At 46.2% G+C, this 12727-nt stretch carries 9 protein-coding genes; 5 read left to right on the top strand and 4 right to left on the bottom strand.

The genetic code is table 11. From position 1 onward, the window contains the following. Positions 1-58 precede the first annotated feature (58 nt). Positions 59-520, bottom strand: a complete 462-nt coding sequence (locus tag IEY13_RS21515) for a DinB family protein (protein WP_188956095.1) — start codon at positions 518-520, stop codon at positions 59-61. A 141-nt stretch (positions 521-661) separates the two neighbouring features. On the opposite strand from IEY13_RS21515, the gene IEY13_RS21510 reads away from it, so the two are divergent. The 5 genes from IEY13_RS21510 (at position 662) to IEY13_RS21490 (ending at position 8713) form a co-directional block, all read left to right on the top strand. Then, entirely contained in the window at positions 662-1615 is a 954-nt protein-coding gene (locus tag IEY13_RS21510) for an ABC transporter ATP-binding protein (RefSeq protein WP_188956093.1), read from the top strand. Between the two features lie 95 nt (positions 1616-1710). Next, entirely contained in the window at positions 1711-2802 is a 1092-nt protein-coding gene (locus IEY13_RS21505) for a BamA/TamA family outer membrane protein (RefSeq protein WP_229687990.1), read from the top strand. Positions 2803-2998: 196 nt separating this feature from the next. After that, positions 2999-5410 (top strand): ABC transporter permease, encoded by a 2412-nt coding sequence (locus IEY13_RS21500; RefSeq protein WP_188956091.1) that lies wholly within the window; start codon positions 2999-3001, stop codon positions 5408-5410. Positions 5411-5533: 123 nt separating this feature from the next. Next, positions 5534-6091, top strand: coding sequence for a hypothetical protein (locus IEY13_RS21495; protein WP_188956089.1), 558 nt, complete (start codon positions 5534-5536; stop codon positions 6089-6091). A gap of 87 nt (positions 6092-6178) precedes the next feature. Continuing rightward, positions 6179-8713 carry a DUF5686 and carboxypeptidase regulatory-like domain-containing protein gene (locus tag IEY13_RS21490; protein ID WP_188956087.1) on the top strand — a complete coding sequence of 845 codons (2535 nt, stop codon included), beginning with the start codon at positions 6179-6181 and terminating at the stop codon, positions 8711-8713. A gap of 23 nt (positions 8714-8736) precedes the next feature. Here IEY13_RS21490 and IEY13_RS21485 read toward each other — a convergent pair whose 3' ends face one another. The 3 genes from IEY13_RS21485 to lpxD form a co-directional block, all read right to left on the bottom strand. Beyond that, positions 8737-10125, bottom strand: coding sequence for a DUF2339 domain-containing protein (locus tag IEY13_RS21485; RefSeq protein WP_188956085.1), 1389 nt, complete (start codon positions 10123-10125; stop codon positions 8737-8739). A gap of 64 nt (positions 10126-10189) precedes the next feature. Further along, entirely contained in the window at positions 10190-11599 is a 1410-nt protein-coding gene (locus IEY13_RS21480; protein ID WP_188956083.1) for a bifunctional UDP-3-O-[3-hydroxymyristoyl] N-acetylglucosamine deacetylase/3-hydroxyacyl-ACP dehydratase, read from the bottom strand. 67 nt (positions 11600-11666) lie between these two features. Further along, positions 11667-12722, bottom strand: coding sequence for a UDP-3-O-(3-hydroxymyristoyl)glucosamine N-acyltransferase (gene lpxD / locus IEY13_RS21475; RefSeq protein WP_188956081.1), 1056 nt, complete (start codon positions 12720-12722; stop codon positions 11667-11669). Positions 12723-12727: the final 5 nt, after the last annotated feature.

Below are 12727 nucleotides of genomic sequence, written 5' to 3'. Positions count from 1 at the left end.
AAATTTGTGCATATAAGGGCTATAACAGAAAAGAGGCTATTAAGTTGCTGCCAGCCTGCTAATGGCTTACAATATTTTTCATGGCGGTAATAATTCCCGCGTGTAAGCCTTCGTGGTACAACAGAAAATGAAGTGTTTCCTGAATGTTATGTATTTCTACCCCATACCGGGTAGTCCATGGCTGATAACCGGCAAAGGCAGATTGTTTCAGATCGGTTTCCAGACTATCCAGCGTGGTGAAAAACAAGGACTTGATTACCTGTATTTCTTCCGGCCCTACAAACTGTGTAGGTTTGGTGCCAGGCTTATACAGGTGGTAAAACGACTCTTCTATCTGCATAGTTTCTCCTGCGCGCAGGTAACAGATGCCCTGCTGTGCGGCAATCATATGCGCAAAATTCCAGACAATATTGTTGTTAAAGCCATGGGGTACCAGGTTCCATTGTTCGGTGCTCAATGGGCGTATTTTGTCCAGTACATACTGTCGGGTTTTTCTTACACGGTCAATTTGCTGTATCATATACGGTATTGATGCTCCAAATATACCCAGGTATTTGCTGCGGGGGTGCTAAGCTTCGTTAAAATGTACCCTGCATACAGGGGAGCCATACCTGCAGATATGCCGGATGGTGTTTTGTGTGATTGTTATACTTTTGGGCCAATGGCAAAGAAGCGTTTTTTAGAACTGGAAGCAGTAAATGGCGATATCAACCTTTCGTTACAGCGATTTCAGAAACTGGCGGTTGCCGGTGAAACAGGTTCGGGAAAGAGTACCCTGTTAAAAATGATGGGTGGATTGGCCCAGCCTGCTTCAGGCAGGGTATTGTTTGAGGAAGTAAGAGTAGAAGGTCCGGATGAAAAACTGATTCCCGGCCATCCGGGCATTGTATATCTTTCACAGCATTTTGAACTGGCTACCCACCTGCGGGTAGAGCAGGTGCTGGAATATGCCAACCAGCTGAAGGAAAAGGAAGCCGGCCAGCTGTACGAAGTGTGTAAAATTGCCCATTTATTACAGCGTAAAACCAACGAGTTATCCGGCGGTGAAAAACAGCGTATTGCATTGGCCAAACTGCTGGTTACAGCCCCCAGGCTGCTGTTACTGGATGAGCCGTTTTCTAACCTGGACATGATTCATAAGGCGATGTTGAAGCAGGTGATACGTGATGTGAGCGAGAAACTGAAGATTACTACCATACTGGTTTCGCACGACCCGCTGGATACCCTGTCATGGGCGGAGGAAATTGTGATAATGAAAGACGGCCATATTGTACAGCACGATACTGCCCGGAATATCTATAACCACCCGGTAAATGCATATGTAGCAGGCCTGTTTGGAAGGTTTACTACCATTACGGCTGATTGGAAGGAGGTTTGGAAAAGACTGCCCGTTACACTTACTGAGCAGCCGGAAGTGTTTTTACGCCCGGAGCAACTGGCCATAACCAGAGACAGGAAAGGTGCGCTGAGAGGGGTGGTAAACCATGTGTACTTTATGGGCGGCTATGAAGAAGCAGAGGTGCAGATAGCGGATAATGTGCTGCTGGTACGTGTAAACGAAACCACTGTAGAAGCAGGTGAATCTGTTTGGGTGGCAGTAAAAGAAGGGAGGTAAGCCGGGTTAAATTTAAGGTGGTTTTCAGGACAGGCGGGTGTATTAACGGGACAACATTCTTATTATTGCAGTCCAAATCCAATTTTAGTTTGAAAGTGAGACTGCTGTTAATGGCTGTTGCACTGCTTGTCATAATCCTGCCTGCCTTTGCGCAGCTTGACAGTGCTGCTACACCCCCCGCTTATAAAAAGCTGCTTGCCTTTCCGGTAGTGGCCCGTTCGGTAGAAACCGGCTGGATGTTTGGCGGCGTGGCTTGTGCCCTGTTCCGGATAGACAGAAAGGATACAGTTGCCCGCGTTTCTAATATTGAAGCACTGGCCATGTACTCGCTGAATAAACAGCTGCTTACCGTAATTAATGGTACTATTTATTTCCCCAACGAAAAATACATTCTTAACCATCAGCTTTCCTACAGTTATTTTCCTGATAAGTTCTGGGGCATAGGCCAGCACGCGCCCGACTCGCTGGAAGAGCCTTACCAGTTTAAACAGTATTATGTATACCTGCATGGCATGCGCAAGCTGAAAAAAGGCTTGTTTGCCGGTGCCGTATATGAAATGCAAAAGGTAATGGGTGTGGAGTATAAAAGCAGTGGCCTGTTTGATAAGCAGCAGGTGGCCGGCAGAAAGGGATATCTGATTTCGGGCTTTGGCGGCAGTATTACCTACGACAGCCGTAGCGATGCTTTTTCGCCCAATAAAGGCACTTTTTTACAGATGATTGCCAAGTACTACCACCCGGCAGTGGGCTCTGACTATACGTATACCAATATTATACAGGATGTGCGGCAGTACATTCCCGTTACCCGCAAGCAGGTACTGGCGGTGCAGTTGTATAATTTTATGAACCTGGGCGATGAAATACCGCTGAGAAGCCTGGCTGCGCTGGGTGGCAGCAGTTTAATGCGGGGGTACTACGCCGGTCGCTACCGCGATAAACAATTGCTGGCTTTACAGGCTGAATGGCGTGTACCGGTATACGGCCCGTTTGGGTTTGTGGCCTTTGGCGGTGCTGGCGATGTGGCCCGCCGTGCGATGGACTACGATTTTAAAGATCTGAAACTGGCTTACGGGGCTGGTATCCGCTTTGCTTTGAGCAAAAAAGATAAACTGAACCTGCGCCTCGACTACGGGTTTACCAATAAAAAAGACCAGGGCTTTTACCTGCAACTGGGTGAGGCTTTTTAATACCCCCTTACATATTACTGCCTTACTATAGTGTCCGTTTCTGAACACCCCATGTTCAGAACTGAACAGTTATTCTGCTGCCGAAGGGCGCAATCGTCTGTTTTTAAGCCTGTTTAGCTGCTGGCAGAATGATTGTGTAGCTAAGCATCATTTCTATCTAAAAGTAACTGTTGTGGCAAACTATAGCTTTACAATCATGCTCCGGTATTTGTGGAAAAACCGGCTGTTTACCCTGCTCAATATTGTAGGGCTGGCAGTAGGCATCAGTGCCTGCTGGGTTATTTACAGCATTGTTAGTTACGAGTTTAGTTTTGACAATAAAATACCTGGCAGCGAACAGGTGTACCGGGTAGTAAGCCGGTTTAAGTTTGATGATAAAGAATCGGGCAACGCAGGCGTGCCGGAGCCATTGCCCAATGCTATAAAAGAGCAGATGCCGGGCGTAGCTGAAGTAATTCCTGTATGGAACAGGTGGCAGACTGTTGCAGGGGTAAGCACTACAGAAGCAGGTACGGTAAGGCGGTTTGATAGCCCGGAAGATCAGATATCTACCATCGTTGCTTACTTTAATCTGGTACCCTATAAATGGCTGGCGGGCAATGCTGCCCAGGCGCTGAACGGGCCCAACCAGGTAATACTTACCCGAAGTAGGGCAGAAAAGTATTTTCCCGGTGTACAGCCTGCAGCGGTAATGGGAAAAACGATTGTATACAATGATACTATTCCGGTTAAGGTAACAGGGGTGGTTGCAGACCTTGATTTTCCATCGAGCTTTCCGTGGAACGAAATATTTGCTTTGTCTGCCCAGGCGCTGGCCAGCGATAACTGGACTGGCGTAAGTTCTCAACGGGCTTTATACGTGCGTGTGAAGCCGCATACAGATATAGAAAAGTTAACTGCGGCTATCAATATTATGTCGGCAGCACCGGCCAGGGAAGAGATGCTGAAGTACCATTACGAACGCTGGCACAAGCTGCTGCCCATGAAAGCGGTTCATTTTACCAATGAATATGGGGAGAATGTAATACATAAAGCCAACAGAAAAGTGTTATATGGTTTAATAGGTATTGCTGCTTTTTTACTGGTACTTGCCTGTATTAACTATGTAAACCTTACTACTGCACAGGTACCTCAGCGCTCCAGAGAAATAGGCATTCGCCGTACGCTGGGCAGCGGCCGCTGGCAATTAATAAGTCCGTTTTTGCTGGAAACACTGGCTATTACCCTGCTGGCTGTGGGCGTATCCTTTTTTCTGGCCCGTATAGCCACCAGCGTGTTTAGCAATATTATGCCCGGGGGAATGAATTTGTATACCAATTACCTGGGTATTGCTTTGTTTCTGCTAGTGCTGGTAGTGGCTGTAACCTTACTGGCAGGCATGTATCCCGGCTGGCTGATTACCCGTGTAGAGGCGGTGAATATGATGCGGGGTAAAGATGCCGGACAAACAGGAAAACGGGGGCTGGTATTGCGCAAAAGCCTGATTGTATTTCAGTTTGCGGTGGCGCAGTTGTTTATTGTGGGGGCGGTAATTGTAGGAAAGCAGCTGCATTATCTGCTGCATGCCGATACGGGCTTTAATAAGGATGCGGTGGTGCTTGCTTATGTACCCTGGCAAATAAGGTTCTCGCCCAAATATGAAAACCGGCATTTTCTGGTACAGCATGATATAAAACAGTTGCCCGGTGTGGAAGCTGTTGCCATGGGGCAGGCACCTATGAACACCAGTTTTAACAGCGATATGTATCAATACATTGATGCAGCAGGGAATAAAAAGGACGTGATGATGTATTTTAAGTTTGGCGATACCGCTATGCTTGGGTTATACAAAATTCCGTTGCTGGCTGGGCGTAACCTGGCGCCTTCAGATACGCTGAAGGAAGTGGTGCTGAACGAAACGGCAGTAAAGGCTTTTGGCTTTGCCTCCCCTGCTGCGGCAGTGGGGCAGTATGTAATTGCTAACGATGATAAAAAGCTGCCTATAGTAGGGGTGGTGAAAGATTTTCATACCGCTGGCTTTCACCTGAAAATTGAACCTACCGCTATGCTTACGAGCAAAAGTGAATTGTCTGCTTTTAATATCCGCCTCAGCGGCCAGCCGCAACAATGGCAGCAACAACTGGCTAAAATCGAAGCCGTATGGAAGAAGCATTATCCGGAAACACCGTTTGATTATAAGTTTTACGATGACAGTGTAAAGGAAATGTATGAATCGGAAGCCACCACTGGTAAAATTGTAAATGTGGCTACAGCTATTTGTATTGTGGTTAGCTGTCTGGGTTTGTTTGGCCTGTCTACCCTTACTGCCTGGCAGCGGGTAAAAGAAATAGGCATACGCAAAGTGCTGGGTGCTTCTGTAGCAGGTATTGTACAACTTATTTCCTTTGATTTTATTAAACTGGTGGCTATTGCCATTCTCATAGCCTCGCCGCTTGCCTGGTGGGCCATGCACCATTGGTTACAGGATTTTGCTTACCGGGTAAACATCAGCATCTGGTGGTTGCTGGGCGCAGCAGGTATTGCACTGGTAATTGCTTTGCTTACTATGAGCTATCAATCTGTACGGGCAGCAGTGGTAAAGCCGGTTAAAACACTGCGTTCTGAATAAAAACCCCTGGATAAGGGAGAAAAGCCGGGGATTCCTTCCCGGCTTTTTGGCGTTTAGGACGTTTTTACTAGATTTGTTTTGTCCGAACAGATAGCGGAGCACACTGGAAACCCTTAAAAGATAATGATGCCTTTCACCTTCCTGCGTTTTATTGTTCTTATTTGTGTTTTCTCCGGCATATTATGTTTACCCGCTTCCGCTGTTAAAGCACAGGCACCCGGTAATATAAAAGACTATCTGGCCAGTAAGGAAATTCCCAAAGTAATACTGGACTACTACAACGGTAAGCTAAAGCCTTCTGACGAACTGAACATTCTGGCTGCATTAGATAGTCTGCGTACCAAAAACAATGAACTGCGACCTTTTTATATTCTGGTAGTAACCAAAATGGCGGAAAAAAGCATTCCGGCCTGGACAGAAACCCTGGGCAAAGGCTGTAAGGAGTTCCTGGAGTTTAAACCTGATTTTCTGATTGAGTTTCTGGGGGCAGATAACCCGCTTGTTTCTCCTGCTTATACTGATAAATGGATGAAGAAGATTGCAGAGGAAATCAAGCGCACCAATGAAGGCAGGGAGAAAGACGGTGCCACCCGATCGTACCAGAATGCCTGGACGCGCTGCCGGGCCAGCAACAAAGCCACCCTTACACTACTGTACAAAAAAATAGAATCTTACCTGTAATACCCGCACTTTACCGTTGATGGATAATTAACGGGTTGTTGTGATTGTGGTTTCGGCGGAAAGCTATATTCGTAGCCTAAAAAGCTTATGATGAAGGCCTTCTTCAACCTTATTCTGTTATCTATTCTCTCTTTTTCTGCCCATGCTACTATTGTGCGGGGTATTGTTACCGACGAAAGCGGCCATCCGCTGGCATATGCATCGTTAAATGCTAAAGGCAGTGGCAAGGGCACTACTGCCAATTCGGAGGGCAGATTTCAGCTGGAACTGCCAGCTGGTTCGTATACGCTTATCTGCCAGTTTGTAGGCTTTACCCGGCAGGAAAAAGCCATTACAGTAACCAATACGCCACTGGATGTTACTTTTAAAATGAAGCGGCAGGAAACCAGAATGAATGAAGTAATAGTGAGATCAGGAGGAGAAGACCCGGCGTACGCCATTATAAGAAACGCCATTAAAAAACGCCCGGAATATGAAACACCGCTGGACTCTTTTACCTGTGAAGCATACATTAAAACGCTGGCCAAAACACGTGGTTTGCCTAAAAGAATACTGGGCCAGAAAATAGACGATAAAGATAAGCAGGAGATGGGCGTGGACTCGGCAGGTAAGGGTGTTATATACCTGTCTGAATCGCTTACTAAAATTGCCTTTAAAGCGCCGGAACGTATGAAGCTGGAGGTGATATCCGGCCGCGAAAGCGGCGGCGGTGGCTATGGTTTCAACTTTCCTACGTTTATAGATTTTTATAGTAACAATGTTACGGTTATTACCTCGCAGTTTGCGCCACGGGGCTTTGTATCGCCCATTGCAGATGGAGCTTTAAAATACTATCGCTACAAATACCTGGGTAGTTTCTGGGAAAATGGTATGGAGATTACGCAGATAAAAGTAATGCCCCGCAGAAACTACGAACCGCTTTTTACGGGCACCATTAACATCAGCGAGGGTGACTGGCATATTCACAGCCTGGAGTTGCAGCTTACCAAAGAATCGCAACTGCAATTAATGGATACGTTACAGATACGACAGATTCATGCACCTATAGCCGGTGCAGCCAATGTATGGCGCACCCAGAACCAATCAGTGTACTACACCTTTAAACTATTGGGTATTGATGCTGTAGGTACATTTTTAAACGTGTACAATAAATACGATATACGGCCGGTGTTTCCTAAAAACTATTTTAATAAGGTGGTGATGGCGTACGATACGGCTGTTAATAAACATCCGCGTGAGTACTGGGATTCTATACGCCCCGTGCAGCTGGAGCCGGAAGAGTTACGGGATTATAAAGTGAAAGACAGTATTTATAAGCAGCAACGCGATTCGGCCGGAAGCAAAACAGTGCGCGACTCACTACGTAAGCACCAGGGAAAAATTACGTTGCCAAAGGTGTTCTATAGCGGCTTTTCCCGGTCTGACTTTCATCCGGAGCACCCTACCTGGTTTAGCTGGTCGGGCCCGTTAAAAATGTTGCAGTATAATACGGTAGAAGGCATTGTTACCAACTTTCAGGCTACGCTTAGTAAAACCTGGAAGCCACAGAAAAAGTATCTGTCTTTTACGCCGCATGTACGTTATGGCATTAATAACAGGCATATGAACCCGTGGGCCAGCCTTACTTATGCCACCCTTTCCGAAGCAACAGAAGGTGATGTGCAAACGGCAAAAAACTACTGGGTATTATCGGGGGGCAAAAGGGTAAGCCAGTTTAATAAGGCTGAACCCATCAGCCCGCTTTTAAACAGCATTTATACATTGCTGGAACACCGCAACTACATGAAGATTTATGAGAACTATTTTACATCGCTACGGTTTATTAAGCGGCTGGAAAATGATATACGTATAGATGCGTCTGTGTTGTACGAGAACAGGTTGCCGATAGACAATACCACTGATTATTCCTTCTTTAAAAAAGACCGGCAGTTTACGCCCAACTATCCTTTTGAGCAATTGAGCCAGCAGTTTACGCAACACCAGGCTGTAGTAGCTTCTGTAGAACTGCAATACCGGCCGGGGCAGCGATATATTCAGTATCCTAAACGTAAAGTAGCTATAGGTTCTAAATATCCCGTACTGGCACTGGCTTATACCAAGGGTATTAACAGTGTACTGGGCAGTGATGTAGATTACGATAAATGGCGCTTTTCTGTATGGGATGATATGAACTTTAAATTACTGGGCTTGTTAAAATACCGGTTTAACATGGGCGGCTTTTTGAATGCCAATAAAGTAGCTATACAGGACTATCAGCACTTTAACGGCAACCAACTGGTGTTAGCCAGCCAGTACCTCAACAGCTTTCAGCTGGCGCCGTATTATGCCAACAGCACTACGGCTTCTTTTTACATGCAGGCGCATGCAGAGCATCACTTCAACGGATTACTCACCAACAAAATTCCATTGTTTAAAAAGCTGAACTGGAACCTGGTGGCAGGTGCAAATGCTTTTTGGGTAAACAGCAATAACCACTATACAGAGATATTTGCAGGCCTGGAGAATATATTTAAAGTGCTGCGGGTAGATGTGGTGAATGGCTACCTGAGCGGACAAAAGGGTACCTGGGGGGTAAGAGTAGGTTTTGGTGGATTGCTGGGAGGTAGCATTAACATCAACTAAAACAGTACCTGCACGGGGCTATGCTAATCAACCGGTGAGTTGTTGTGCAGGTGTTCTTCTTTACCAGGAAATAATACCTGTTTGAATTTTTGATAGAAGAACGACACCAGTAACAGCAGTATGCCGGTAAGTATATAACATAAAGTTTTTTGCAGCGAAGTAAAACGGGTACTATCAAATACCACCAGCTTAAAAAGCGTTAATCCAAACAGGGTAATGGCCGCAATACGCGGCCATTCTTTTTTACCGGCCAGGCCTGCAATAAATAATACTATGGCCAGCGCCAGCCATAAAAGGGTAACGGTAACGCCCATCCAGTACTGGTATATAAACAGCGCCAGCAAACCGGTACCCTGTACTGCCAGGTATTTGCTGAGGCGTACAGACTGTTTATAAAAGCGCTCTGCTATCCACGCAAGCGCCAGGCAGAACAGGGTATAAAAGCCCGTGAAGGGGTTTATTTGTACCGCCAGGCTGCTATAGGTAAAAGCGCCCTGAGCAGGAGCGCTAAAGCGGAAAATAAAATACGATGCCAGATACAGGCAGCAATTATGTATTACCAGCAGCAGGCTTATTTCACTGCTTACAGGTGCGCGGTTTTTAAAAGGCAGGTCCAGCAGAGAGGCGCAAAACAGCAGGTAATAACCCGCCATAAAGGCCAGCGCCATAGGTTGCTGCTGATAGCTGATGCCACGGTACAGCCATCCCATAAACAATACCCATGTAATAAGCAACGCCAGGCTGCTCATAGGCCGCCATGCTTTGGTAAAGGCCAGAAAGGTAATACCGCCATTAATCAGGAATATATAAGCCAGAAAAAGCAGATCGGCCTGTTGGTTACGGCTTATTAAAAAAGGGATGGCATAGGCACCTGTCATGCCCAGTATGGCAATTTCCTGCCGGTTATATGAAATGGCGTTAAAAGCTGTGTATACAGTAATAGCCACCATAATAACAAACGCTGCTGTAATATGCAGCAGATAGTAATAATCGCAGGCGGCATAAGTGGTAAAATACAGCGTAGCCATGGCGCCACTGAACAGGATGGCGCTGAAGGAGGCGTAGTTCTTTTTAAGCCACAGCGATAGTGCATACAGTATACCCCCGGCCACAGCAGCCAGTGCAATACGTGCCGCCTCGCTTATCAGTTCTTTATCTATAGCATACTTTACCCCCAATGAAAGACCAATTACCAATACCACAATGCCTACCACATGCATCAGGTTAAGGCCAATAAAGTTTTCCAGTTGAAAGGAAGAACTGTCTGGTTGCAGGCGTTTGAATGGAGCACGGCGGGAATGGGCAGTGCCTTCTGTGGCATTCAGTTGCTGTTGCAGCGCGTTTACCTGCTGTTGCAGTTGCTGAACCTGTTGTTCCAGTATGGCTATCCGATCGTTGTGGTCCATAGTCATAGATAAATATAACAAAAAGGCCCGGCATGCAATGCCGGGCCTGTATTATGCTTACCTGTAGTAATTAATCGGTTCTTTTTACCAGCTGCGCTACCAGATCAGCTTCTGTAGCTACTTTACCACCTACATACACCGTACCGTGCATTTCGCAGATGCCGCGGCGTATAGGAGCAGTCAACTCCATTTTAAGCAACATAGTATCGCCTGGCTTTACCATCTGCTTAAACTTACAGTTGTCTATTTTCAGAAAATACGTATTGTATTTGCCTTCTGGCATAGCGTTAATACACAGTAAACCGCCGGTTTGCGCCAGCGCTTCAATCTGTAATACGCCTGGCATTACCGGGTTGCCGGGAAAGTGACCCTGAAAAAACCACTCGTTAAAGGTTACATTCTTTACGCCTACAATCTGCTTATCGGTTAACTCAATAATCTTATCAACCAGCAGAAAAGGAAAGCGGTGTGGTAATGTTTTTTCAATATGCTCCAGTGTATATACCGGAGGTTGTGAAGCATCGTAAACAGGCACATCTTTTACGTGCTTGTTCTTTTTGATGTATTGCTTAATCTTCTTCGCAAACTCTACGTTAGAACTGTGGCCAGGTCTGTTGGCTATAATGCGGCCTTTAATTGGATAACCAATCAGTGCCAGATCGCCCACTACATCCAGCAGTTTGTGGCGTGCCGGTTCGTTAGGGAAACGCAGTTCCAGGTTATTCAGATAACCTTCTGTTTTTACCTCAATTTTATCGCGGTTAAAGGCTTTAGCCAGTCTGGCCATTTCCTGCTCGGTAACAGGCTTGTCAACAATTACAATGGCATTGTTAATGTCGCCACCTTTAATCAGGTTATGATCCAGCAGCATTTCCAGTTCGTGTAAAAAGCTGAAGGTGCGGCAGGGGGCAATATCCTGTATAAAGTTGCGCATGCTTTTCAGTTGCGCATATTGGGTACCCAGTACAGGGCTGTTAAAATCAATAAGGGTGGTAATCTGATAATCTACCGCAGGCATAGCCACCATTTCCACACGCTTGGCTTCATCGTAATGGTAAATGTTTTCGTCAATGCTGTACCATACTTTGGTAGCTTCCTGCTCCAGCACACCTGTTTCTTCAATCAGCTCTACAAAAGGCTGCGAGCTGCCATCCATAATAGGAATTTCAGGGCCGTTCAGTTCAATCAGCACGTTGTCTACACCCGTACCTATCAGTGCAGCCAGAATATGTTCAACGGTACTTACACGCGCTTCGCCTACCTGTAAGGTAGTGCCACGGCTGGTATCGGTAACCAGATCGCAATCCGCTTTAATAATAGGTTGGTTAGGCAGGTCAATCCGCTGAAACTGTATACCAAAACCAGGATGTGCCGGCGTCAGCGTCATATCAACTACGCAACCGGTATGTAAGCCGGTTCCGCTTATACTTACAGGAGCTTTCAGCGTATGCTGCTTGTCTGGATTGAAATTTACGTCCATGAATATAGATAAATTATAGAGCCTTAAAGGCCGCAAAAATAGGGGTTACAGGTTTTATGGGTGGTTTTTATGCATTTTCCCGCTCGTCCACCAGTTGCTGAATCATTTTTTCCAGCTCGGCAATCCGCTTTTCCATATCGGGTAAGTTACGGCTCAGTGCCTGGCTGCGCAGGGCGCTGGTATAGTCGTGCGCAGGCGTACCGGTAACGGAGCGGCTGCTGTTGGTTTTAATAGATTTGGTTACACCACTCTGGGCGTTGATTTTAGAATTATCGGCAATCTGCAGGTGGCCTACAATACCTGCCTGGCCGCCAATCATTACATTGTTACCTATTTTGGTACTGCCACTTACACCCGCCTGTGCGGCAATAACGGTGTTGCTGCCTATTTCTACGTTATGCGCAATCTGAATAAGGTTATCCAGCTTAGCACCGTTTTTAATAAGGGTAGAACCAATGGTAGCACGGTCAATAGTAGCGTTTGAGCCTATTTCCACGTTGTCTTCTATAATAACATTGCCTATCTGCGGTACTTTTTTATAAGTACCATCGGCCTGTGGCGCAAAGCCAAAGCCATCGCTGCCTATAATGCTGCCGGCATGTATAATTACGTTTTTACCCACCTTGCACTCCTGATATATTTTAACGCCAGGGTGCAGAATGGTGCCATCACCCACGGTAACATTGCTGCCCAGGTATACGTGCGGGAATATTTTTACGTTGTTACCCACCTTCACATTATCGCCCACATAGGCAAATGCAGCAATGAAAACGTTTTCGCCCACCTCGGCAGAAGGGGCTATGTAGCTGGGTTGCTGTATGCCTGCCAGCTGCTGGGTCATAAATTCCTGATATTTGTGCAGCAGTGTTGCAAACGCAGTATACGCGTCTTTTACTTTTACAAGCGTAGCCTGCACAGGCTGTTTTAATTCCTGCGTTTCATTAATAATAATGATGGATGCGGAAGTGGTGTACAGAAAATCTTCATATTTTGGATTGGCCAGAAATGCCAGTTGCCCGGCTTTAGCCTCTTCAATTTTCCCAAACGAATTAACGGTAGCGTCTCCGTTACCCTCCACATGGCCATCAATAAGCATGGCTATTTGCGCTGCGCTGAACTGCATAATTT

It is taken from the genome of Filimonas zeae, from assembly GCF_014641615.1.
Taxonomy (GTDB): Bacteria; Bacteroidota; Bacteroidia; order Chitinophagales; family Chitinophagaceae; genus Filimonas; species Filimonas zeae.
This window is presented reverse-complemented; position numbering and strand designations above follow the sequence as displayed.

What these genes read in the sequence shown, in the direction of transcription:
- IEY13_RS21515 (WP_188956095.1), bottom strand. Translation starts at nt 520, where the DNA reads ATGATACAGCAAATTGACCGTGTAAGAAAAACCCGACAGTATGTACTG.
- IEY13_RS21510 (WP_188956093.1), top strand. Translation starts at nt 662, where the DNA reads ATGGCAAAGAAGCGTTTTTTAGAACTGGAAGCAGTAAATGGCGATATC.
- IEY13_RS21500 (WP_188956091.1), top strand. Translation starts at nt 2,999, where the DNA reads ATGCTCCGGTATTTGTGGAAAAACCGGCTGTTTACCCTGCTCAATATT.
- IEY13_RS21495 (WP_188956089.1), top strand. Translation starts at nt 5,534, where the DNA reads ATGATGCCTTTCACCTTCCTGCGTTTTATTGTTCTTATTTGTGTTTTC.
- IEY13_RS21490 (WP_188956087.1), top strand. Translation starts at nt 6,179, where the DNA reads ATGATGAAGGCCTTCTTCAACCTTATTCTGTTATCTATTCTCTCTTTT.
- IEY13_RS21485 (WP_188956085.1), bottom strand. Translation starts at nt 10,125, where the DNA reads ATGACTATGGACCACAACGATCGGATAGCCATACTGGAACAACAGGTT.
- IEY13_RS21480 (WP_188956083.1), bottom strand. Translation starts at nt 11,599, where the DNA reads ATGGACGTAAATTTCAATCCAGACAAGCAGCATACGCTGAAAGCTCCT.
- lpxD (WP_188956081.1), bottom strand. Translation starts at nt 12,722, where the DNA reads ATGCAGTTCAGCGCAGCGCAAATAGCCATGCTTATTGATGGCCATGTG.